The 23,619-nt window shown below is 42.6% G+C and carries 17 protein-coding genes; 14 read left to right on the forward strand and 3 right to left on the reverse strand.

The window, feature by feature from the left end; genetic code table 11:
- The first annotated feature begins 213 nt into the window (after positions 1–213).
- Positions 214–1,815 carry a hypothetical protein gene (locus GGQ60_RS07550; protein WP_183761844.1) on the forward strand — a complete coding sequence of 534 codons (1,602 nt, stop codon included), beginning with the start codon at positions 214–216 and terminating at the stop codon, positions 1,813–1,815.
- A gap of 30 nt (positions 1,816–1,845) precedes the next feature.
- Here GGQ60_RS07550 and GGQ60_RS07555 read toward each other — a convergent pair whose 3' ends face one another.
- The gene (locus tag GGQ60_RS07555) at positions 1,846–2,733 is read right to left on the reverse strand and encodes a helix-turn-helix domain-containing protein (RefSeq protein ID WP_183761847.1); all 888 of its coding nucleotides are present in this window, start codon (positions 2,731–2,733) and stop codon (positions 1,846–1,848) included.
- Positions 2,734–2,904: 171 nt separating this feature from the next.
- On the opposite strand from GGQ60_RS07555, the gene GGQ60_RS07560 reads away from it, so the two are divergent.
- The 5 genes from GGQ60_RS07560 to GGQ60_RS07580 are packed head-to-tail and all read left to right on the forward strand — an operon-like array spanning position 2,905 to position 8,840.
- Entirely contained in the window at positions 2,905–4,422 is a 1,518-nt protein-coding gene (locus GGQ60_RS07560; protein ID WP_183761850.1) for an alpha-L-fucosidase, read from the forward strand.
- 26 nt (positions 4,423–4,448) lie between these two features.
- Positions 4,449–4,790 (forward strand): L-rhamnose mutarotase, encoded by a 342-nt coding sequence (locus tag GGQ60_RS07565; protein WP_183761853.1) that lies wholly within the window; start codon positions 4,449–4,451, stop codon positions 4,788–4,790.
- Positions 4,790–5,827 (forward strand): aldo/keto reductase, encoded by a 1,038-nt coding sequence (locus GGQ60_RS07570; RefSeq protein WP_183761856.1) that lies wholly within the window; start codon positions 4,790–4,792, stop codon positions 5,825–5,827. Before GGQ60_RS07565 ends, GGQ60_RS07570 begins: the two co-directional genes overlap by 1 nt.
- A 2-nt stretch (positions 5,828–5,829) precedes the next feature.
- Positions 5,830–6,849: a zinc-binding alcohol dehydrogenase family protein gene (locus GGQ60_RS07575; RefSeq protein WP_183761859.1), complete on the forward strand. Its 1,020-nt coding sequence runs from the start codon at positions 5,830–5,832 to the stop codon at positions 6,847–6,849.
- A gap of 50 nt (positions 6,850–6,899) precedes the next feature.
- Positions 6,900–8,840: a glycoside hydrolase family 97 protein gene (locus tag GGQ60_RS07580; RefSeq protein ID WP_183761862.1), complete on the forward strand. Its 1,941-nt coding sequence runs from the start codon at positions 6,900–6,902 to the stop codon at positions 8,838–8,840.
- A gap of 224 nt (positions 8,841–9,064) precedes the next feature.
- On the opposite strand, the gene GGQ60_RS07585 is transcribed toward GGQ60_RS07580, so the two are convergent.
- Positions 9,065–10,447 (reverse strand): family 43 glycosylhydrolase, encoded by a 1,383-nt coding sequence (locus GGQ60_RS07585; RefSeq protein WP_183761865.1) that lies wholly within the window; start codon positions 10,445–10,447, stop codon positions 9,065–9,067.
- Between the two features lie 158 nt (positions 10,448–10,605).
- Between GGQ60_RS07585 and GGQ60_RS07590 the strand changes: the two genes are divergently transcribed.
- The 4 genes from GGQ60_RS07590 (at position 10,606) to porV (ending at position 16,657) form a co-directional block, all read left to right on the forward strand.
- Positions 10,606–13,056, forward strand: coding sequence for a beta-galactosidase (locus GGQ60_RS07590; protein WP_183761868.1), 2,451 nt, complete (start codon positions 10,606–10,608; stop codon positions 13,054–13,056).
- 129 nt (positions 13,057–13,185) lie between these two features.
- Positions 13,186–14,130, forward strand: a complete 945-nt coding sequence (locus tag GGQ60_RS07595) for an ROK family protein (RefSeq protein ID WP_183761871.1) — start codon at positions 13,186–13,188, stop codon at positions 14,128–14,130.
- 57 nt (positions 14,131–14,187) lie between these two features.
- Positions 14,188–15,444 carry an alginate lyase family protein gene (locus GGQ60_RS07600; RefSeq protein ID WP_229685041.1) on the forward strand — a complete coding sequence of 419 codons (1,257 nt, stop codon included), beginning with the start codon at positions 14,188–14,190 and terminating at the stop codon, positions 15,442–15,444.
- Between the two features lie 40 nt (positions 15,445–15,484).
- The gene (gene porV / locus GGQ60_RS07605) at positions 15,485–16,657 is read left to right on the forward strand and encodes a type IX secretion system outer membrane channel protein PorV (protein ID WP_183761874.1); all 1,173 of its coding nucleotides are present in this window, start codon (positions 15,485–15,487) and stop codon (positions 16,655–16,657) included.
- Positions 16,658–16,915: 258 nt separating this feature from the next.
- Here porV and GGQ60_RS07610 read toward each other — a convergent pair whose 3' ends face one another.
- Positions 16,916–18,160 (reverse strand): arsenic transporter, encoded by a 1,245-nt coding sequence (locus GGQ60_RS07610; RefSeq protein ID WP_183761877.1) that lies wholly within the window; start codon positions 18,158–18,160, stop codon positions 16,916–16,918.
- Between the two features lie 405 nt (positions 18,161–18,565).
- On the opposite strand from GGQ60_RS07610, the gene katG reads away from it, so the two are divergent.
- From katG to GGQ60_RS07630, 4 genes are all read left to right on the forward strand, one after another.
- A complete protein-coding gene (katG, locus tag GGQ60_RS07615; RefSeq protein ID WP_183761880.1) occupies positions 18,566–20,842 on the forward strand; it encodes a catalase/peroxidase HPI in 2,277 nt (758 codons plus the stop codon).
- 562 nt (positions 20,843–21,404) lie between these two features.
- Positions 21,405–21,902: a cupin domain-containing protein gene (locus GGQ60_RS07620; RefSeq protein WP_183761882.1), complete on the forward strand. Its 498-nt coding sequence runs from the start codon at positions 21,405–21,407 to the stop codon at positions 21,900–21,902.
- A 138-nt stretch (positions 21,903–22,040) separates the two neighbouring features.
- Positions 22,041–22,769, forward strand: a complete 729-nt coding sequence (locus GGQ60_RS07625) for an acyl-CoA desaturase (protein WP_183761885.1) — start codon at positions 22,041–22,043, stop codon at positions 22,767–22,769.
- 508 nt (positions 22,770–23,277) lie between these two features.
- A complete protein-coding gene (locus tag GGQ60_RS07630) occupies positions 23,278–23,610 on the forward strand; it encodes a DUF1475 family protein (protein ID WP_183761888.1) in 333 nt (110 codons plus the stop codon).
- Positions 23,611–23,619 lie beyond the last annotated feature (9 nt).

Genomic DNA, 23,619 nt, shown 5'->3' on the forward strand with positions numbered 1-23,619 from the left:
TTTATAAAAAATAACAAAAATTAATGGATAAGATTGCCAAATTCTTCATACGCTGCTGGCCCACTCCTTTTATGGTAAAGGCAGATGCAGAAAAGAGGAATTTACTCCCTAAAAAAATATGTTTCGCCTACCGGTAATGCCGGGTTTGGTACATTGTTTTTCTCCCTGGAAACAGGATAAATAGCATGATAATCAGGTAAATTACCCCGCTGGATGAAGAAAGGATTTTTTTTAATACTATTTATTTTGGCATCACTACTCAGTTTAGCGGCAGAATGGCAATGGTCTGCACCGGTAAATGGCAGTATTTCTACCGAAACCGGCGAAAGACCGACAGCATTTTTATGGATACCGCCTAACTGTAAGCAGCTGAATGGCGTAATTATAGGTCAGCACAACATGCTGGAAGAAGGGATACTGGAACATCCTGCCTTTAGGAAAAATCTTTCGGGCTTGGGAATAGCCGAAATTTGGATTACTCCATCTGTAGATATGGTATTTCAATCCAGCTCTGCAGCAATTTTTGATGGTATGCTAAAAGATCTTGCCGAAATTTCGGGTTACAGTGAGCTGGCCTTTTCTCCGGTTATCCCCATTGGGCATTCTGCTGCGGCGAGTTATCCATGGAACTATGCGGCCTTCAATCCTGAACGTACCATTGCCGTGCTGTCGATTCATGGCGATGCACCTTTAACGAATATGACCGGTAGCGGCCGTCCCAATCCGGATTGGGGAAAACGAAACCTGAATGGTATTCCGGGCCTTTTTGTAATGGGCGAGGAGGAGTGGCTCGAAAGAAGGATTGCCCCGGCCATGAAATACCGGAACGATAACCCCAATACCCCTTTGGCGATTTTTTGTGATGCCGGCCATGGCCATTTTGATTTTTCAGATGATCTTATCTCCTATATTAACCTTTTTATTGCGAAGGCAGTTAAGGCTAGACTACCGGAAAAACAGCCCATTGATACTTTTTCCATACTTAAGCCGGTTAACCCTGAAGCCGGTTGGCTGATAGACAGGTGGCGGAATAACGAATTGCCCCACTGGGAATCGGCCCCAGTTAAAAAATATAAAGGAAACAAGGCCGAAGCAGGCTGGGCTTTTGATCATCAAATGGCATCTGCTACCGAAAAATTTTATGCCAAGGCCAGGGGCAAAATACGCAGAACCATTGGGTTTGTGCAAAACGGAAAAGCGATACCAGTGGCCGATTTTGTTGGTGCCAGGCTGAATTTTAAGCCTTTAGCTGATGGAATTTCTTTTCATCTGTCGGCTGTCAATATCAACCCGGCCACAGGTAACCCCGATAGCAGCTACCGGCCGGTTGAAAAGATCGTTATTTCAAGAATCTGCGGACCGGTTAAAAAAATAAACGATTCGACTTTTAAGATTGCCTTTTACCGGATGGGGTTTAATAACAAAAAAAGGAGCAATGATATTTGGTTAATGGCCAGTCAGAAAGGTGATGCAAAATACAGGTCTGCAGTACAACAGTTAGGCTTTAAAATTCCTTTACCTAATTTAAAAGGAGAGCCACAAAAAATTAACTTTCCGGCAATTGCCAATCCTCAAAAAAATATAAAATCATTTTCTCTGAATGCTAAATCAGATGCTGGTTTACCGGTTTCTTACTACATTAAAGAAGGACCTGCAGAAATTACAGATAACATTCTTCTTTTTACGCCGGTTCCGCCCCGAAGCAAATTCCCGGTAAAAGTAACTGTAGTGGCCTGGCAATATGGATGTGATACCCCCAACAAAAAGATTCAATCTGCAGTTCCTGTAGAAAGAACTTTTTGGATTACAAACTGACCGATACGGCAAAACCACTGGTATTCAGTTTTATAACGTAAATCCCACCTGGTAAACCTGTTTTTTATATGCTCCGGGCGACATGCCTGTAATTTTTTTGAATGATTTGGAAAAATACGAAAGATTATCAAAGCCGGTTCGGGTCGCAATTTCAGAATAGCTCAGCTGGCTCGTGGCAAGCAGGTATTGTGCGCGTTCTATGCGTTTGCCAAGTATGTAGGTAACAGGGCGTTCACCTGTGAAGGTTTTAAACAGGCGCGAAAAATAGTCGGGATGCTGGTTAACGCGTGTGGCAAGTGCCGTAACCGATAGTTCATTATGCAGGTTTACTAAAATGTAGCTTACGGTTTCGGCTATCTTAACGGGTGTTGGAAGCATTTCCTGCCTGGTCGATAATTGCTGGCCGAGTAAGCGACCGGTAAGCTGAAGAATGATTCCCTGGGTTTCCAGGTAGCTCGCTAAATTCTGCCGGTTGTTCAGTTCCTGGTATTCCCGGTAGAAGATGTTCTTTTCATATACCTTAGGATCGTCAGATCTATTAATTCCCCTGCCAGGGTTAATTTCGAGCAAACGCTTAAAAAGATCAATGTCCAGGGGGCTTGCTTTAACTTTAGAAACGGTTCTTTTTTGAGCAAATAGTGAAACCCCATCTACAGATTCCTCGAAAAACTGGACAAAATATTGACTTAAATAACCCGTACAATGTAAGTTGCAAAGGGTAAAGCTTGGTATAATGTAAAGATAACCCGCCTCGAGCTGTAAACGCTGGGTTTGGTCAGATACTTCACCTGATCCTCCGTCTATATAATAAATGCGGTAGTAAGGGCTAATTACATTACGATAGTCCCATTTTTCGGTGAGTTTTACATAATCTACGTTAAGCAGCGAAAAGTTGTTTTGCAATACCCGTTTAATCATGTCTTAAATATCGGAATTTTACAACAAATAGTCTCTTTTATTCAAATTTACATCGGATAAGATACTTATTTTTGATGTTGTTAACCAAATATATAACATCCAAATTATAGCTTACACACCAGTAAGACTTTAGGATTAAAATCCAAAACACATAAGTGCAATCTAAAGCAAATGAAAAAAACATTATTACTAACCGTTACCGTACTTTCCATGCTGGCAAAAGTGCAGGCACAGCAAAGTAACACCCAGGCAGGGACTGAGAAATTTAAACCTACCAACGAGTCTTTAAAGCAGTATCAATATCCGGATTGGTTCCGTGATGCCAAATTCGGGATCTGGTCGCATTGGGGGCCGCAGGCCGTTCCAAGGCAGGGCGATTGGTACGCCAGGCATATGTATGTACAGGGCAGCCCACAGAACAAGTACCACGTACAGCATTACGGCACGCCCTCTAAATTCGGATACAAAGATGTGATCCCCCTTTGGAAAGCAGAAAAATGGAACCCCGATCAGTTAATGGCCCTTTACAAAAAAGCGGGTGCAAAGTATTTTGTCAGTATGGGCTCGCACCACGATATGTTCTTTTTGTGGAATTCTAAAATCCACAGGTGGAATTCAGTAAAGATGGGTCCACATAAAGATGTGGTAGGTTTGTGGCAAAAGGCAGCTAAAAAAGAAGGACTACGCTTTGGCGTTTCAGAACATCTTGCGGCCAGTTTCAACTGGTTCCAGCCCAGCCACGGAGCTGATAAAACAGGCGAGTTTGCCGGAATTCCGTATGATGGTCGCGACCCTCAGTATTCAGACCTGTATCATTTACCTGCCGATTCCAGCGACATAAAAGAATGGCTTACCAATAATCCCGGATGGCATAAAAAATGGGCAGAATATGTAACCGAACTTATTGATAATTACCACCCTGACCTGCTTTATTCTGATAGCAAGCTTCCGTTTGAAGATTACGGGCGCAAAGTGGTGGCACATTACTATAATCAGGACATAGCTAAAAATAAAGGTAAACTCGAAGCAGTTTATACCCCTAAAGAGCCATCGGAGGGTAAATGGGCCCAGGATGTTGAGCGTGGTGTACTGGATTCGATCAGTCCTTTTCCATGGCAAACCGATACCTCAATAGGCGATTGGTATTACAGAACCGGACAGCGGTATAAAAATGCAAATGAAATTGCGCAACTTTTAGTAGATATTGTGAGTAAAAACGGCAACTTATTAATTAATGTTGTGCAAACTCCCGAAGGTGACCTGGAGCCCGATGTGGTTAAAATCGTAACCGAAATAGGCGAATGGACCAAAACTTATGGAGAAGGAATTTATGCCACCAGGCCTTGGAAAGTATACGGAGAAGGGCCATCTACCATTAAATCGAACCAAAAAAGAGGCGATTTCGGCGGATTGACAGATACGCGTGAGTATGAAGCCGGTGATATCCGTTACACCACAAAAGGAAACGATCTTTTTGCATTTTGCTTAAATGTTCCTCAAGGCGATATTGAGATGAAATTGTTGGGTAAAAACTCGAAATACCTCACTAAAGCCATCAGCGCTGTTTCCCTATTGGGCAGTAAACAAAAGCTAAGCTGGGAACAACGCGAGGGTTCACTGGTAATCAAAAAGCCTGCAGATTATCCGGCCTGGAAAGTAACCGGGTTTAAAATATCATTTAAAAAATAAACAAAGCAGTTATTAATTAATAAAATATGAAAAGATATTGTTTGGCGCTTGATTTGGTAGATGACCCGAAGCTTATGGAGGAATATGAGCGCTATCACCTTAATGTTTGGCCTGAGATTAAACAAAGCATTACGGAGGCAGGAATTGTAGAGATGGAAATATACCGGGTTGCCAACAGGCTGTTTATGGTGATGGAAACCAACGATGATTTTAGCTTTGAAAAAAAAGCAAAAATGGATGCCGCCAACCTCAAAGTAGCTGAGTGGGAACAACTGATGTGGAAATACCAGCAGGCTTTGCCAATTGCCAAACCAGGAGAAAAATGGTTGCTTATGCAAAATATCTTTAAGTTAACCGGACAGGATTAATGGAGAGATTAAGTGATGTTGCACCTGCCTTGAAATCAGAAGTGTTGCCGCCGGTTATTTTTGGTACCAGCAGTTTGGGGAATCTTTATCAGGCAGTAGATTATAGCGTTAAACTGGAGGTGGTAAAGGCATGTGTGGCTTCATCAAAACCCGTTGCTTTTTTTGATTCGGCCGGAAAATACGGAGCAGGCCTTGCACTGGAGTCGCTGGGAAAATGTTTACGGGATTTAAATGTAGATCCACAGCAGGTTGTAATCAGCAATAAACTGGGTTGGTATCGAACCCCGCTTTTAACCCCTGAACCTACATTTGAAGCAGGAGTTTGGAAGGATATTGAACATGATGCTGTTCAGATGATCAGCTACGATGGGATATTAAAATGCTTCGAACAAGGCAATGCGCTACTGGGCAATTACCAGGCTCAAATGGTATCGGTACACGATCCCGACGAATACCTTTTTGCAAGTGATAACCAGGACGATTATAAAGAAAGGTATCAGCAAATCCTGGATGCTTACATGGCCTTGGCCGAATTAAAATCTGCGGGTCTGGTATCATCCATTGGAGTCGGTGCAAAAGACTGGAAAATCATCCGCACAATAGCGGCAGATGTTAAGCTCGACTGGGTGATGATTGCCAATAGTTTGACTGTCAAATCGCATCCAAAGGAGCTGGTTACGTTTATACGTGAGCTCAACCAAAAAAATATTAAAGTAATTAACTCGGCCATATTTAACGGTGGGTTTTTAACCGGTGGCGATTTTTACAATTACCAGCCGGTTGAACCCAGCAGTTTAACAGGGAAAATGCTGCTGGATTGGAGGGAGAAATTTTTCCGGATCTGCAATCAGTTTAATGTACTTCCGGCCGAAGCCTGTTTTAATTTTTCTGCAAACTTCCCGGGGGTAAAAAGCATTGCTTTAAATACTACACGGCCTGAGAAAGTGGCAATCAATGCCGCTCTGGCCGAAAAGAAAATTCCCGATGGGTTTTGGAAAGAAATGAAAACCCAGGGATTAATTGAATTTTTAAAATAATCATGAAAGCATTAGTTTGTAGAACACCAGGAGAATTCAACTATATCGATAAAGAAATGCCACTTCTTGAAGAGGGCATGGTGCTACTCAGGATGAAAAGACTGGGTATTTGCGGTACCGACTACCATGCATTCGAAGGAACGCAGCCGTTTTTTGAGTATCCCAGAATACTAGGGCACGAAATTGCTGCCGAAGTGGTGAATGCGGGTACTGCGCTTGACTTTAAAGCCGGAGACCTGGTTACAATTAGTCCATATTTTTATTGCGGCACCTGTATTGCATGCCGCAGTGGCAGAACCAATTGTTGTGTTAAGATTAAAGTTTTTGGTGTGCATATCGATGGGGCCATGCAGGAGTATATTACGGTTCCGGCATCAGCACTGGTTAGCGGTGAAGGACTGACGGTAGATGAACTGGCATTGATAGAACCATTAGCCATTGGCGCACACGGCGTTGGCCTGGCACAGTTGAGCAAGGGCGATACCGTGGTGATACTCGGAGCAGGGCCAATTGGCCTGGGTACTATTGCATTTGCTAAAATAAGTGGGGCCGAGGTTATCGTTATAGATGTTAATGATAACAGGTTATCTTTTTGCCGTGAACGTTTAGGTATTGTACACACCATAAATCCATTAAAAGAAGATTCCTTAGCGCAGTTATCGCTCATTACCAATGGTGAGTTTGCAAAAGTGGTAATTGATTGCACAGGAAACTTAAAAGCCATTAATAATGCCTTCAGGTTTTTAGCACATACAGGCAAATTTATCATGATTGGCCTTCAGAAAGGCACTATTGAGGTGGTACACCCCGAGTTCCACAAGCGTGAAGCCATGCTGATGAGCAGCAGAAATGCCTTGCCACATGATTTTGCCCATGTAATAGACTGTATCAGAAAGGGGTTAGTTAAACCTTTGGATTTTGTTACCCACCGGGTGCCGTTTTCGCTGGTAAAGGAAGAATTTAACCACTTGCTCCAGGCAAATGAATCTTTGATTAAAGCCCTGATCAGTTTCGACGAGTAAATAAAAGTTAAACGCAGCTCAAAAATGAGCTTAAATCAATCCGAGTAAAAATGAATACAATAAAAGGCATTGCAATTGTAGCGCTGATTTTAGTTAGTCATGTACTGCGTGCCCAGGAGTATAAAATACAGTCGCCAAACAAAAAGATCGAACTGTCTTTAGCCTCAAAAACTGATGATAATTCAAAGAAGTGGTACCTTAAGGTAAACTATCTACAGGGAAGTGCTTATCTGAATGTGATTCCAGCTATTGATTTAGGGCTTAAGGCCGGGGCGGTTGATTTTGCTTCAGGCATTAAATTCGATCAGGCAGGTAAAGAAAAACAAATTAAAGAAACGTATACCGCGGTTCACGGCAAACGTAAATATTGTGCTAACAACGCTACAGAGCGCAGCTTCTATTTTAAAGGTGAGCAGGGAAAAAGACTCAGTATTACCCTTCGGGCATATGATGATGGGATTGCTTTCCGTTATGGCCTGACGGGAAAAAACGGTGAAACCATTGAACTAACCGACGAGCTCACCAGCTATAGAATGCCGGCAGATGCAGAAAGGTGGCTGCAATCTTTTAAAACGAGTTATGAGGGCTACTATCCGGTTCAAAGCGGTTCGGTAGCAAAAGGAGAGTGGGGCTACCCTGCATTATTTAAAAAGCCGCTGGGAAAGGCTGATTGCTGGATGCTGATAACCGAAGCCGACGTGAACGGTTCATATTGTGCGACCAAACTTGGTAATAAGGACGACCAGGACAATTACAAACTATTATTTCCGGCAGCTTCTGATGGAAACAGGCAGGGTAAGGTAAATCCTACCATAACCCTTCCTTTTTTATCCCCGTGGAGAACGGTTATAATCGGAGAACTGGGACAGCTGTTCCAGTCTACCCTGGTTGAAGATGTCAGCACTCCTACTAAGATCAGTGATCTATCATGGGTGCAACCAGGGGCGAGTTCATGGGTTTATTGGGCATATAACCACGGTACCAAAGATTTTAAAAAGGTATGCGATTATATCGACCTGGCGGCGCGGATGAACTGGCCTTATACCCTTTTCGACTGGGAATGGGATGCCATGGGCAACGGTGGCAAGTTGGAGGATGCGGTGCGTTATGCCAGCAGCAAAGGCATAAAACCCATGATGTGGTATAACTCGGGTGGCCCACACAACGGGGTGTCTGCTACGCCACGCGACAGGATGCTGACCCATGAGAACCGCATGAAGGAGTTTCGCTGGTTGACAGAAATCGGGGTTTATGGCGTTAAAATAGATTTTTTTGAGAGCGACAAACAGGACATGATGAAATATTATATCGATATCCTGGAAGATGCCGCAAAATTTAAATTGATGGTCAACTTTCATGGTGCAACCATTCCCAGGGGCTGGAGCAGAACCTACCCGAACCTCATGAGCATGGAGGCCGTGTTGGGTGCAGAATGGTACAATAATGGCGCCGAGCTAACAGGCAAAGCTGCTGCACATAATGCAACCCTGCCTTTTACACGCAATATTATTGGCCCGATGGATTATACACCGGTAACCTTTACCAATTCGCAACATCCACATATCACCACCTTTGCACATGAGCTTGCCTTATCTGTAGTATTCGAATCCGGTATCCTGCACATGGCCGACAGGCCTGAAGGATTTGATAACCTTCCGGATGCGCCCAAGGCATTTTTACGCGAAGTGCCTGTAACTTGGGACGATAGCCGGTTGATATCAGGATATCCGGGGAAAAATGTTATTCTGGCCAGGCGTAAAGGAAATGACTGGTATGTGGCCGGCATTAACGGCCTTGACAGGAAAGAAGAATTTCAGATTCCTGTCGATTTTTTGAAAACAGGAAAGCGGTACAAGGCAGTGTTGATTGCAGATGGCGATTATGATTCAGCTTTTAATACCACTTACCTTAACCTGGGAAAAGGAGATAACATTAAGTTAAAATGGCTTCCGAGAGGTGGTTTTGCCTGTGTGCTTAAGGAAATACAATAAATTTAAAGAGCAGGGCTAAATTTACCTTTACCTATTTAGTTTCCTGCCCTTTCATTACCGCAAAATTTAATAAAAGCAGTGCGTTTTATGTAATGTTCAATTTTAAGAAACATGTACCCTGCTTTGGTATATCTATTAAATAATCCAATTGTTAAAGGACTGCTTGATTTTAGCCCCTAACAATTGGATTAAACTTATGGCTTATATTTCCGGTACAAACGATCTTAATAAAGGTGCCATTCCCAGAGTCCGGCCACTCCGTTTAGTATTTTTATCCTGAGGTAACGGCATTTTACGGCCAGTTGATCAACATGCGGCGATTGAACTTTAATGTCGCTGTGCCCCCCGCTTTTTTGCCATAATTTTCCGTCTGTCGATGTCTCCAGCAAATAAGCATGGCCTGCAGCCGGGCGAATAAAATAAACTTCGCTCAAATTTACAGACTTTATTTTTCCTAAATCTGCCACTATCCAGCTGGAAGTATCACCTTCTTTTGCCATCCAGCGCGAACCATTTGAACCATCAAAGGCAAATTTGGAGTCGAAGAACTCCTCCCTTTTAAAGGCTGGATCGCTGATCGGTTTAATTTTTACCGAATCGGCCGTACTCGATGCAAAAGCATGGCCTACCTGCAACGGTTTGCGGTGTTTTACTTTTGCGAGCTCGCCAACACCATCAAGGCTTACCTCTACAGGATTAATGGTTCCGTCGCTTGCAAAGGTTAATGGGCTCACGTAAGTTTGACGGTTAGTGCTGCCCCTGCCAAATTCTAAAAAGGCAATGTAATATTTATCTGTTCCTTCCAGGTTGAAAACAGAACCGTGCCCCGGGCCAAATAATCCTTTTTCATAATTGGTTGTGGTTATGATATCATTTTTAGGAAAGACATACGGCCCGAGGGGCGAAACTTTGCTCATGATATAAGCGTATTGGTATTTCTCGTTCCCGCCTATGGTATATAAATAGTAATAAATGCCTTTCCTTTTAAAGAAAATCGGCCCTTCAGAATACTGCGTTCTGGGGGTCGAAATTACCTGTACAGCCGAGTCCACAGTAATCATATCAGGCATTAATTTAGCGGCATGCCTGGTGTTCCAGAAAACGTAGGCCTGCTTATCATCATCAATAAATATTTCTGCATCAATGCCATTTGGCTTTTTGGTTTGCAATAAGGTTGATGGCGTAAAAGGTTTAAACCACTCGTCCTTGCCGCGGGCAAGTTTGAAGGGGCCTTCGGGCTTATCGGCCACCGCTGGATACATGTAACCATTCACGGTAGGGTAGATGTAGAATTTACCATTTGCCGGAACAACTTTGCTTGGCGCCCAGTATAATTCTTTAACAGCCGATGGGAAATAAGTGCCTTCAAAGCTCCAGTTAACAAAATCTTTTGATTTCCAGAGTATAGGAGGACCTGAAGATTTGAGGCCTTTGCCATAGCCATCGGTAGTGGCATAACAATAAAATGTTCCATTGATCTGTTGGATACTGGCATCGGCGTTCATATCCGGAATCAGCGGCTTGCCAAATGGGTTTCTGTTCTGGGCCTTTATTGAAGCCGATACGCCCAGGATGAAAAAAAAGGAGAACAATGTTTTTTTAGTCATTGATATTTATTTGAGTGTTTGTAGTTTAAAAGCATTAGTTTGTTGACACTATTTAGCAACAATTATACTCTTTAGAGTATGAACTGATATTTTTCTTGTCATTCAGCAGAAGAAAACCGTTCATACGGTTTCAACAATGTACAAACTTTCATTTTATAATGTTCAGGAAACAAATTTTTCAGGTAGTTATCATGATGGCAATTGCGCTGTCATCCAAGTCACAAACCCTCCGTCAGCATAAAAATTTTCCTTACCCCGATAAAATCAGGTACGATGGTGCCTGTTTATACCTGGATGGTAAACAGACTTTTGTGTACAGTGCAGCTTTTCATTACTTCAGAACACCCAAAGCACTTTGGAGAGATCGTTTTTCCAAAATAAAAGCAGCAGGCTTCAATACCGTTGAGACTTATGTACCCTGGAATTTATCTGAACTCAATATGCCGAAAGGTCTTAATGACTATTCGCAGGTAGATTTAAAAGATTTAACCGAGTGGCTTAAAATGGCGCAGGATGAGTTTGGTTTCTATACAGTTGTCCGTCCCGGGGCATTTATTTGCGCCGAATTTGCCGGTGGTGGCTATCCCCGTTGGCTGGCAAAGTTCCGTCCCAATGATATAGAGGGTTTCTGGTTGAGAAGTGCCGATGATCGTTACCTGGACTGGCACGATCACTGGTATAACGCGGTATGTAAAGTTGTTCAGAAAGAGCAGATTACCTCAAAACAGAAAGGTAAAAAAGGAATCATCCTGATCCAGATCGAGAACGAGTACAATGCCCACAAAACCACCAATAAGGTCCACGCTTTACAACGCATGTATAACTGTGTACGCAATGCCGGTATAACCATTCCTGTTTTTACCTGCCTTACCGCCGAAACCCGTGGGAGCAAAGACCCTGTATTATCACAGGTGTTCGATTGCGACAATTATTATGTTGGCCAGAAAGATGCCGTTAATTGTGCGCAACGCATGAGCGATTTAAAAAGGCAACAGCCCAATGCACCAGGCTTTGTTACAGAGTTACAGGGGGGCTGGTTTTCAACCGTAGGCGGCAAACTGAGCGAAGAGCATTATTCTAATGATAAACATTTTTACGCTATCGGCATGATGTCAATTGCCGGAGGCGCTACAGGTGTTTTCCCTTATGTGTTTGTTGGAGGTACACATTTTGCGGGCTGGGGTGCCAGGGGGCAAACTACAACTTACGATTATAATGCAGCCATCCGCGAAAACGGAGCTTTATCGCCAAAATATTATGCTGCACAGAATTTGGGTAATTTCATTAAAAAGTATGGGCAAGAACTTATTCATTCGAAAGGTGGGCTGTGCAGCTTTGAAAGTGCCCCAACTGAAATCGTAGGCGCACAACGGATATCTTCGGGCGGTACGCGCTTTGTATTTATACATAACAGTTCTGCTAACCAGAAATATAGCGGAAACGCAACTGTTAAAGCAGGTAAAGGTAATAACGGGCAGGCCATGTACAACATCGACCAGGATGAAAACAAAGTACTGATCAAAAGTAAAAATAGTGCAGATACTGCAATGGCCGCAATAGCCAGCCTTTCCATTCATTATGATTTGGAGCCGATGGAAACAAAAGTGCTGATCATTCCTCCGTCTGTTGGGGCCGATAAAGGAACCTGGTGGACTTACAGTGTGCCCAAAGCAAAGATCGTATCGCCGGTTAGCTTCCGCTTTAAAACAGTAAAACAGTACAACGAGGATACACAGGGGCCATGGCGCCCGCTGTATGACGGAAAATCATTACCTGAAATGGAGATAAATGATTTACGCTACGTACGTTACCGTTCTGATTTCGAACTTAATAAAGAAGAAGTAAGCAAATACACCCGCATGTTGTTTAACACCTATTCGAGAGACATCATCAATATGGAGGTTAACGGCAAAATCGCACCCTGCTTATTCCCTTCCGAAAAGTGGGTGTCAGAAGTTACCCGTCAACGCGATAAATCCTTTACTTTTTTAAAGGAAACTGAATACGACAACCAGTTCGATTTAACCGGCCTGCTCAAAGAAGGCCATAATGAAGTATGGCTTGTTTACGAAAATATAGGGCACGAACATGGCTATTTTCCGATGGAGGAATTATGCGGTATCCGTACGGCAGGCCTTTCCGATGGTGTGACCGCGATCAATAAAATCCTGAAATGGGACTATTCTCCCAACCTGTCCGGTATAGAACACAAATTTACTGATGCGGCTTTCGATGGCAAGGGCTGGAAAGTTGTACCATTGGATACCACTTTTCTAATTCCGCGCAAGGGAAATAATATACAACCAAAAGGAGAACAAAATGCATTGCTAACCTGGTACCAGGCAGAATTTAAACTCCCTGAAAATGCAGGCAAAAGAACCTGGAGGTTACTTATCAATGCTTCAGGTAATGGATTTATCTATATAAATGGCCATAATATTGGCCGCCACTGGGAAGCCGGGCCACAAAGGGAATTTTATATTCCTGAATGTTGGCTAAACCTTAAAGCAGGAGAGAAAAACAACATTACGCTAGGCTTAAGGCAGACCGTAAACGGTGCTGTAATCAGGAGTATGGAAATCCGGAACTACGATAATGGCGATAGTTAAACTATTTATTTAAATCTATCCGCTTAAAAGGGCGTCTTGGTTATGCTGCTGGTGCCCTTGTTTTTTTTGCTGGATAAGAAATGAGTATCTATGACTTTTTTATTTGTCTACCAGTAAATAAACATTTACATGCTCAAAGAACATAAAGGATCTTTACTCGGCGTCGATATTGGTGGCTCGCACATTACGGCTTCGCTAATAGATATGACCGAGGCACGTGTGGTTTCCAAGTCTTACTCAAGGGAAAAGGTTAAAGACAATGGAGTGCCGGAAGAAATTTTGGATGTTTGGATAAACTGTATTAAAAGAAGCATTGAACTGGGAGGAATTAACGGATCAAATGTGAAAATGGGTATAGCAATGCCCGGCCCTTTTGATTATGAGCGCGGCATTTCTTTAATTACAGGTATGAATAAGCTCGAATCGCTTTATAAAACCGATATCCGCACATATCTTAGTACCAAATTAGCCATCCCCAAAGAAAACATTATTTTCAGAAATGATGCAGAAGCCTTTCTGCATGGCGAGGCACATTGTGGTGCGGTTAAACGTGTATCAACTGCATTGGGAATAACGTTGGGCACAGGAGTAGGCTCAGCCATTCATACTGCCGGAACTACCCTTGATGCGAATTTGGGTATTTCTCCTTTTAAAGAAGGAATTGTAGAAGATTACTTATCAACCAGGTGGTTTGTTTCCCGCTATAGGGAGCTCACCGGGAAAGAGATTGCTGATGCCAAACCCGTTTTTGACTTAGCCGCATCTAGGGATCCACTGGCTTTGGGCATCGTAGGCGATTTTATCACAAATTTGAGCGAATTTTTATATAATTTCAGTATTCGTGAGCGCCCGGGTGCCATTGTTGTCGGTGGAAATATTGCAAAGGCTTATCCGCTGTATCTCGATCAGGTTAATGCGAATTTGGTTAAGCTTGGAATTGATGTTCCGGTTGTTCCATCCGCCCTGGGAGAAGATGCGGCAATGTTTGGTATGGCATATTACCTGAACGGGAACCGTCCAGAAGAAAATGCCACGTTACCATCCAGGGAAATCACAAGTCTCAATATCCATTGATTATCAGTTAGATCATTTTGATAAACTCCAGGCTAGTCGAACCATAAATTACTGATCATGATGAAGAATTATTTGAGCACATCCAGTTTAATAATATGCTTGTTTCTATTGATAATTTGCGAAAACAAGCTGTTAAGCAATACCCGGAAACCAACTTTTGTTAAATCAGCACTGCAGGCCAATAAAATAACCATAGCTCACCCGGCAATGCTGCATACGAAAAGCGATTTTGAATTCATTAAAGGTAAACTTGCCCATAAACTTCAACCCTGGAAAGCCGGATTCGATGTATTGGCTGCGAGCGATTTCGTATCACTCAACTACGTTGCTAATCCACAAATCAAGATCGTTCGCGGAGGCGAAACACGCGAAGAACCAGATCCTGATAATTACAGCAATGCTTTTCGCGATGCTGCCGCAGCCTATCAGCTTGGTTTAATGTATAATTTAACCGGGAATACCAAATATGCCGATAAGGCTGTTCAGATTTTAAACGCATGGGCAATTACCAATAAAAGTATAACCGGTAATTCAAATAAATTTTTGGCCTCAGGCATTTATGGATACCAGTTTGCCAATGCTGCAGAGCTGGTAAGAGGATATTCGGGATGGAAGACCGCTGAATTTAAAACCTTTCAGAACTGGATGCTGAATGTCTGGTACCCGATGGCCCTCGATTTTCTGCAACGCCATAACGGAACCTGTGCTACTCATTATTGGACCAACTGGGATATCGCCAACATGACGACCATTCTTTCTATCGGCATCTTAACCGACGACCAGGCTAAAATTAACTACGCTATTGATTATTTTAAAAAGGGCATCGGGAACGGTAATATTTTTAAAGCCGTTGTTTACAGGCATAAAGTAGGAAATGAAGATCTGGGCCAGGGACAGGAATCGGGTAGGGATCAGGGACATGCCACACTTAACATTTCATTGTACGGTGCTTTTTGTCAAATGGCTTATAATATTGGTATCGATCTTTTTGCTTTCGATAATAGCCGCGTATTGGCCCTGGCCGAATATACCGCAAAGTATAATGTGGATACGACCAATTCTGTGCCGTTTTTACCCTATAAAAATTGCGATCCGGGTATCGAACATCATACCGTTTCAAGCGCAGGCAGGGGAAACGTACGTCCCTGCTGGGAACTGATTTTTAATCATTATGCCAAGATAAAAGGGTTAAAAGCCACCTATTCGCAGCAATTTGCCAGTAAACTCAGACCAGAGGGAGGTGGTGGAAACTACGGGCCAAAAAGCGGCGGATTTGATCAGCTCGGTTTCGGAACGCTAATGTACTCCCGGTAATTTTTCCTTTATGATCAGGCCATCATGAAATTAACCTACTATGAAGATCTATTTATCAGCAAAGCCTTTTAAGTATTGGCTCGTTATTATCTTAATCGCATCATATTACAGCAGTACTGCCCAATCTATAGGGGGTGTCCAGACCGATGCGAGCCGATTGAGTAATATCTATACCGCGGTACCCTTCCTGCTTATTACCCCACAACCCAGGTCGGCGGCTATGGGCAATGCCGGTGTAGCGCTCGATGCCGATGCTAATGCCAGTACGATCAACACCTCGGCACTCGCCTTTCTGCCCGAAGGAGATATTGGTGCCTCGTTTTCATACAGCCCCTGGCTCAGGCAGCTTGCTTCCGGCATGAGTATTTCATTACTTACAGGTTATTACCGGGTAAATGAACGCCATACGGTTTCGGCATCATTGAGGTATTTTTCAATTGGTAATGTAAATTTTAGCGACGATAATTTTCAGGATCTCGGTGTTTATAACCCAAGCGAATTTGCCTTCGATATAGGCTATGCATTAAAACTCGGGCCCGGATTTGCCCTTGGGGGGAACTTACGTTATATCAGCAGTAACTTAATTGGAGGAGGCGCAGTAAACAATGTACGCGCAGGTAAGGCGGTGGCGGTTGATGTTTCGGCACTTCAAAAATCGGAGATCCGATTGGGAGGAACTCCGGCAATATTGAGTTTTGGGATTGGTCTCTCCAACATTGGTACCAAGATGATTTACGGCAATTCGCTCAAATCCTATTTCCTCCCCGCAAATTTTAAAATAGGATCTGCGCTAAAAATGGGTGAAGGAACAACAAAAGTTACTTTTGCGCTTGATTTTAATAAACTCATGGCACCAACCCAACCCATTTACGATGCTGATGGAAATATAGTGAAAGGCAAAGATCCTGATCGTTCGGTGCCAGCAGGGATATTGGGTTCTTTCAGTGATGCACCCGGAGGTTTCAGGGAAGAGCTCCAGGAAGTAGGAATATCTACAGGCGCAGAGGTCAGTTTTAAAGATGCACTCTACCTGCGTACGGGATACCTTTATCAAAACCCTCAAAAGGCTGATAATTCTTACTTTACGCTTGGCCTTGGCGTTCGTTACAGCAGTTTGGCCTTTGATTTTTCATACCTGATCGGATCGGGCCAGAGTCCTTTAAGAAATACCCTAAGATTTGGCTTGCAGGCACACTTTGGCAAAATCAGATAAGATTCGAAATCTTCAATATTTGAAATAATGGCTGCTATCTTTGGTACTTGGGGATGTTATATCCCCTAAAGGGAAACAATTGACTACAATTAAGCCATTTGAAGCGTAAACTATTGAATCCTGACAATAATGTTTATATAAGGTTGACTGAGCCCTATACGGCTTTAGAGCATTTTAAATATACTGATACCTTGTTAAAGTATAAATAAAAACTAAACCGTTATAATAAAGTTATTCAGAAGCAAAACACCAAACAGATCAAATCCATAAGGATAGTAAAGCAACTATCAACGCAGCGGTCATAATTACGCTTCCCAATTTTAGGAATGCCCAGGCGCTTACTTGCTGTCCCTCCCGTCTTAAAGCCACCAGCCACAGTATAGTAGCCAATGAACCGGTTATGGAGAGATTGGGACCGAGGTCTACACCGATTAATACCGCACTTTTAACCATATCGGGTGTGTGTGTACTTTGTAGCACACTTCCTGCTATTAAACCAACGGGTAAATTATTCATTAAATTGCAGGCTACTGCGATCAGGGAACCGCTCAGCCACACCGCCGCGGTTTCAGATTGCGCTATCGCAGCATTTAACAATGCACTTAGCTGCTGTGTCATCCCGGTTTTATTTAACCCCTCTACCACGATAAACAAACCTGCCACTAAGGGAAGTACCGCCCAGGAGATGCCTTTAATAACATTGACCGGATTTTTTCTTGCCCTGGCCAAAACGATTGCGCTGGTAGTAACACCGGTAATCAATGTAGGCAGTCCAAGTTGAATATCCCAGGCCGAAGCAGCCAGTAAAACTGCGGCGGTTCCACAAATCCCAATTAAAGCAGTCTTGCCGCCTGTACTTAATTCGGGCAAATCAATTTCGGTTCTGATTTTCTGCTTAAAGCATTCCTGCTGTGAGAACCGGAGCATAAAGTAAGTGACGGTAATGGCGCATAAAGAGGGGACCAGGTACAAGCTGAGCCAATGCATTAACGATGGCATATGCGTGCCATAAATCACCAGATTTGCCGGGTTCGAAATGGGTAACACGAAGGAAGCCGCGTTAGCGATGAAGGCACAGATCAATAAATAAGGCAGTGGTTTTTCTACTTTTGCGGCTTTAACTGCAGCGGCCACTGCCGGCGTTAACACAACAGCTGTGGCATCATTGGAAAGAAATGTGGTTACCACCACACCAACCAGGTAAATCAGCAAAAATAATTTTCCGGACGATCCCCTGGCCCTTAAAGTGGCATGAGCAGCCAGCCAATCGAATAATTTTTCTTCCCTGGCGGTTTCGGCCAGCAACATCATGCCCGTCAGGAACAAATAAACATCTAAACCTTTCATTACCCCCGAAAAAGCTTCAGAAGGCGTAATCAGCTGGAATAAGATTAACAGGATAGCCCCAATTACGGCATACACCGCTTCGGTAACCTTAAAAGGCCTGATAATTACACCAGCAATTGCAAGGAAAGAAATGATCCAGATTAAAATGTTATTCATGTTTTTTATGGCGCTAAGATATTGGTTTTTCCATCAGGTTAAGCATGAAGCTGAATACCCATCGTGCTTTTTTCGTCCAGGCCCTGATAATAGCTGAATTGCAGCCATCTTCAATATTTTTAAATAAAATATTGGTTATCTATAACAGAATGTGAGGTCAGGATGCCGGGGCCGCCTCTATTAACCGGTTTCATTTTTACACTTCTAAAGGTAATCCACGGTTGAACTTTTTTTGTGTCGAGCCATAGCCTAAAGTGTTATAAATACCTGATATCAAACCGTAATAGATTCTGACTATTCCATTATAGAATTAAATGATTGTGATTAGTTATTTCAATTCTCTAAATTTATCTTAATCTGATCAAGTCTACTAAAAGATCAGGTTTTACTAACAAAATTATACATATGGAAAAAGAATCGAACGATATTAGCAAGTGCCCGTTTCATAATGGTAGCATGAAGAGCAACGTAGCTGGTGGTGGCACCAGAAATGGCGATTGGTGGCCAAAGCAATTAAAGTTAAGTATTTTACGTCAGAATTCCAGTTTATCCAACCCAATGGATAGCGACTTTAATTATGCTGAGGCTTTTAAAAGCCTGGATTTGGATGCGTTAAAAGCAGACCTGCATGCACTGATGACCGATTCGCAAGAATGGTGGCCGGCAGATTTCGGTCATTATGGGGGGTTATTTATCCGGATGGCATGGCATAGCGCAGGAACTTACAGGGTAGGCGATGGCCGTGGCGGGGCCGGAGCCGGATTGCAACGTTTTGCACCGCTAAACAGTTGGCCTGACAATGTGAGTCTCGATAAAGCCCGCAGGTTACTTTGGCCAATTAAACAAAAATACGGTCGTAAAATTTCGTGGGCAGATTTAATGATCCTCACAGGAAATATTGCCTTAGAATCGATGGGTTTTAAAACCTTTGGTTTTGCCGGTGGGCGCGAAGATGTTTGGGAAGCAGATGAGTCTGTATATTGGGGCTCTGAAACGACCTGGCTTGGAGGCGATCTGCGTTATGCACACGGCTCTGAAGGAGTGGACAAGGCACATGGTGTGGTGGTTACTGATGACGATGCCGATGGCGACGTACATACCCGTAATTTAGAAAAACCACTTGCTGCGGTGCAAATGGGATTAATATATGTAAACCCGGAAGGCCCTGATGGAAACCCGGATCCGATTCTTGCAGCCAAAGATATCCGCGACACTTTTGGCCGCATGGCCATGAATGATGAAGAAACGGTGGCATTAATTGCAGGTGGACATACCTTTGGTAAAACCCACGGAGCTGCTTCAGCAGATCATGTAGGTAAAGAGCCTGAAGCCGCTGATATTGAAAGCCAGGGTTTGGGATGGAAAAATAGTTATGGTTCTGGCAAAGGTGCTGATGCAATTACGAGCGGTTTAGAGGTAATCTGGACCACCACACCAACACAATGGAGCAATAATTTTTTCGAAAACCTTTTTGGATTTGAATGGGAATTATCGAAAAGCCCTGCCGGTGCCCATCAGTGGAAAGCCGTAAATGCAGAAGCCATTATTCCGGATGCATTTGATGGATCAAAAAAACACCTGCCAACGATGCTCACCACCGATCTTTCTTTAAGATTTGATCCGGCTTATGAAAAAATATCAAGACGTTTCTTAGAAAACCCTGATCAGTTTGCTGATGCATTTGCAAGGGCATGGTTTAAGTTAACCCATCGCGATATGGGACCATTGGCGCGTTACCTTGGACCAGATGTACCGCAGGAAGAGTTACTGTGGCAGGATCCGATACCTGCTGTTAATCATGTTTTGATCAATGAAAGCGACATTGCCGGATTAAAGGCAAAAGTATTGGATTCGGGGTTGAATGTGGCCGAACTGGTTTCTACAGCCTGGGCGTCTGCTTCTACATTCCGCGGTTCCGATAAGCGAGGTGGTGCAAATGGTGCAAGGATCCGCTTGGCACCGCAAAAAGATTGGGCCGTTAACAATCCTCCACAATTGCAAAAGGTATTGGGTGTATTAACGGCTATTCAAAATGAATTTAATGGGGCACAGGTTGATGGCAAAAAAGTTTCCTTGGCCGATTTAATTGTTCTTGCAGGAGCTGCCGGGATAGAAAAAGCTGCCGCGGCTGCCGGACATTCCGTTACAGTTCCTTTTTCGCCAGGCCGCATGGATGCTTCGCAGGAACAGACTGACGTTGAGTCTTTTGGTTATTTAGAGCCGGCGGCTGATGGATTCCGTAATTACCGCAAATCAAAATCTCGGGTATCTACAGAAGAATTCCTGATTGATAAAGCCCAGCTGCTTACCTTAACAGCGCCTGAATTAACCGTTTTGGTGGGTGGTTTGCGTGTACTGGATACCAATTTTGATGGTTCAAAAAATGGTGTGTTAACCAGCAAGCCAGGCCAGTTAACGAACGATTTCTTTGTGAACCTATTGGATATGGAAACCGCATGGAAAGCTGTTGCAGAAGATAAAGAACTTTATATCGGAAGCAGCCGGGCCACTGGTCAGCCAAAATGGACAGCAACACGCGCCGATCTGGTATTTGGTTCTAATTCAGAATTAAGGGCAATTGCAGAAGTATACGCAAGTTCAGATGCACAGCACAAATTTGTAAAAGATTTTGTATCGGCCTGGAATAAAGTAATGAATGCAGACCGCTTTGATTTGAAGTAATCAAGGATAGATAGTTTATATAGGGGCTGTATAATAAGCAGTTTCTTTAAGTTTTGTCACGTTGAGCCTGTCGAAACGCTTTTAATTGTTTTAAAAGAAGCCGTTCGACAAGCTCATGATGACAATTTAAACATATGGCACAACCTCTTTTTTTATCATTTTATTATTTTCTGATGCGGATCTCAATAAGAAAGATATTAAAAGATTTTCTCTTTTATTAAAAACAATTATCAAACTTATGTGTTATGTAATTTCATTAGTTTGTTTGGTTTAGTTTTATTGGTGGATGCTAATAGGACGATGGAATTAGCCTCATAGTAATATGAGGCTTTCTCGTTTAAAGGAAATTATTCTGCTAAAATTTTTACCTGCAATTTATCGTCTTTAACCCGCCTGAACGGTGATTTTAAGCCGGTCTCCGATTAGACTTAAAAAAATAAAATATACGAAAGCACTTTTTTAATTTATTAGGCTTATTTTTGCCGCAAATTATAGAACCGCACAGGAGGGTGATTAATGCCTGTGAACCTCAACAATCATTAGAAGAACTAATACTTTATCAATGACAAACGACAAAAAAGAAATATTCGAAAGCGTAGCACAACGTTTAAAAATTGAAGGTTTTAATGTAGTAAACCGCGATGAAACCCGTCCTTGGGGTGGCTTCTTTGTAATAGACGAGGCACAGGCACAACAATTTGCCGATACTTATTTTGATGGATTAAATGTGGAAGACCTTAAAATTGGTGGTAAATTAAGTCCGAAAATTTTAATCGTTGCTCCTAATACACGTCTTTCTTGGCAATATCACCATCGCAGGGCAGAAATTTGGCAAGTGGTAACCGGTACTGTGGGTATCAAAACCAGCCAAACCGACGAAGAGGGTGAAGTGAAAAAATACGCACCGAAAGATCAGATCAAATTACAACAAGGTGAACGTCACCGTTTAATAGGTTTAGATGACTGGGGAGTTGTGGCAGAAATCTGGCAACATACCGATGCTTCTAATCCATCGGATGAAAGCGATATTGTTCGCGTTCAGGACGATTTTGGCAGATAATAAATACGTCATATATGGAATCCTGTTCCACACCGGAACAGGATTCTTTTTGTCTAAACGCTTAAAAACTAAGCACCTTTCCCTACGCTAAAAAACTAAACGCCTTCAAAATCCGTTTATAAAGCATACACATCATACATGGTAATTTTCATTTTTTTTATTTGTCATTGGTTTTTATCACTGTTTAGCCAAACCTTTTTCCTCCACCGTTATTCCTCACATAAGATGTTTAAAATGGAGCCTTTTTGGGAAAGGTTTTTCTATCTGGTATTACTGATATCGCAAGGTTCATCCTTTTTAAACCCCAGGGCTTATGCCATCCTGCACAGGATGCATCATGCTTATAGCGACACTGAAAAAGACCCGCATTCGCCTCATTTTTTTAAAGATGTTTTCGGGATGATGATTGCTACAAAAAATATGTACCTCAATTATCTTAAACATAAAATCGAACCCGAACCTGCTTTCCGTGGTAATTATCCGGAATGGCCTTTGATTGACCGGATCGGCGATTCATGGATTTGGAGAATCAGCTGCGCATTGTTTTACATCGGTTTTTACGTTGTTTTTGCCAATCACTGGTGGTTGTATCTTTTACTGCCTATCCACTTTTTAATGGGGCCGCTGCATGGTGCCATTGTAAACTGGTGCGGACATAAATACGGCTACGCTAACCACGATAATGAGGACCATAGCAAAAACTCATTGCCCTGGGATTTTTTATTGATGGGTGAGCTTTTTCAGAACAACCACCATAAAAAACCGAACAGCCCGAATTTTGCAACCAAATGGTGGGAATTTGATCCTACTTATCCGGTGATGAAAGTATTGCACTGGATGAGGATTATCAAAATCAGAAAGGTTTAAGGTTGCTGAGTTAAAAGAAAAAAGACTAAAGCTCCATCCTCTGGTACGTGTCTCTACGAATCATTATTTAATTCTTTCTGAATTATTTTTTTTCTCTACGGTTTGGGGTTAGCTAAACCTAAGGGACAGCAGCAAAAATCCTTTTTGTTTGCAATACCCTACATATATACTATCATGCTGAGGTACGAAGCATCTGCAGCCTATGGAACGGGATACTGCCTTCAGCATAAAGCACCTTAAAAAGATTGAAGCGAATGGCAGCACTATCGAAAGTGATACACACAGGAGCCTGCTTTTTAAATAAAAATGCATTTATGTGAGGCTGTGCCCGTACTGTTCTGATCTTGTAAACCCTAAAGAGTATTTATGTTGTGGCAAAAAAAACAATATGAGCGACAGGAGAATTCAAGGGCAGCGGGAGTTGAAAGGCAATTAGGAGATTTTAAAATAAATCCTTTTTACTTATCTTACCGTATATACTCCAGTAGGTTTAAAAATAGACTGCCTGATGATCAACTTCCTCAAAATCATTTTCTCTGTATTGTTCGTTTTTATGTGCTATAAGGTCATTAGCACTTCTTTAGAAAACAACCTGTTCGAACAATGGGATTTTCTGGGCAGCATCCCCTGGATGCGTGCAACCCTGTGGGATTTTTACGCTAACATCTTCATTATCATGCTGTGGATGTTTTATAAAGAAAAAAGCATTATTCTCAAAATCTCTATTGCCATTTTGTTCGTATGTTTAGGTAGTATAGCAACCTTAGCTTATGTTTTAGTGCACTTATTTAAACTAAAAGATGGCGAAGGTGTTAAAGAATTACTTTTAAGGCGGGTGTAGGGGCTAAGG

Source organism: Pedobacter zeae (assembly GCF_014196715.1).
Lineage (GTDB): Bacteria > Bacteroidota > Bacteroidia > Sphingobacteriales > Sphingobacteriaceae > Pedobacter > Pedobacter zeae.

What these genes read in the sequence shown, in the direction of transcription:
- GGQ60_RS07550 (WP_183761844.1), top strand. Translation starts at nt 214, where the DNA reads ATGAAGAAAGGATTTTTTTTAATACTATTTATTTTGGCATCACTACTC.
- GGQ60_RS07555 (WP_183761847.1), bottom strand. Translation starts at nt 2,733, where the DNA reads ATGATTAAACGGGTATTGCAAAACAACTTTTCGCTGCTTAACGTAGAT.
- GGQ60_RS07560 (WP_183761850.1), top strand. Translation starts at nt 2,905, where the DNA reads ATGAAAAAAACATTATTACTAACCGTTACCGTACTTTCCATGCTGGCA.
- GGQ60_RS07565 (WP_183761853.1), top strand. Translation starts at nt 4,449, where the DNA reads ATGAAAAGATATTGTTTGGCGCTTGATTTGGTAGATGACCCGAAGCTT.
- GGQ60_RS07570 (WP_183761856.1), top strand. Translation starts at nt 4,790, where the DNA reads ATGGAGAGATTAAGTGATGTTGCACCTGCCTTGAAATCAGAAGTGTTG.
- GGQ60_RS07575 (WP_183761859.1), top strand. Translation starts at nt 5,830, where the DNA reads ATGAAAGCATTAGTTTGTAGAACACCAGGAGAATTCAACTATATCGAT.
- GGQ60_RS07580 (WP_183761862.1), top strand. Translation starts at nt 6,900, where the DNA reads ATGAATACAATAAAAGGCATTGCAATTGTAGCGCTGATTTTAGTTAGT.
- GGQ60_RS07585 (WP_183761865.1), bottom strand. Translation starts at nt 10,447, where the DNA reads ATGACTAAAAAAACATTGTTCTCCTTTTTTTTCATCCTGGGCGTATCG.
- GGQ60_RS07590 (WP_183761868.1), top strand. Translation starts at nt 10,606, where the DNA reads ATGTTCAGGAAACAAATTTTTCAGGTAGTTATCATGATGGCAATTGCG.
- GGQ60_RS07595 (WP_183761871.1), top strand. Translation starts at nt 13,186, where the DNA reads ATGCTCAAAGAACATAAAGGATCTTTACTCGGCGTCGATATTGGTGGC.
- GGQ60_RS07600 (WP_229685041.1), top strand. Translation starts at nt 14,188, where the DNA reads ATGATGAAGAATTATTTGAGCACATCCAGTTTAATAATATGCTTGTTT.
- porV (WP_183761874.1), top strand. Translation starts at nt 15,485, where the DNA reads ATGAAGATCTATTTATCAGCAAAGCCTTTTAAGTATTGGCTCGTTATT.
- GGQ60_RS07610 (WP_183761877.1), bottom strand. Translation starts at nt 18,160, where the DNA reads ATGAATAACATTTTAATCTGGATCATTTCTTTCCTTGCAATTGCTGGT.
- katG (WP_183761880.1), top strand. Translation starts at nt 18,566, where the DNA reads ATGGAAAAAGAATCGAACGATATTAGCAAGTGCCCGTTTCATAATGGT.
- GGQ60_RS07620 (WP_183761882.1), top strand. Translation starts at nt 21,405, where the DNA reads ATGACAAACGACAAAAAAGAAATATTCGAAAGCGTAGCACAACGTTTA.
- GGQ60_RS07625 (WP_183761885.1), top strand. Translation starts at nt 22,041, where the DNA reads ATGGTAATTTTCATTTTTTTTATTTGTCATTGGTTTTTATCACTGTTT.
- GGQ60_RS07630 (WP_183761888.1), top strand. Translation starts at nt 23,278, where the DNA reads ATGATCAACTTCCTCAAAATCATTTTCTCTGTATTGTTCGTTTTTATG.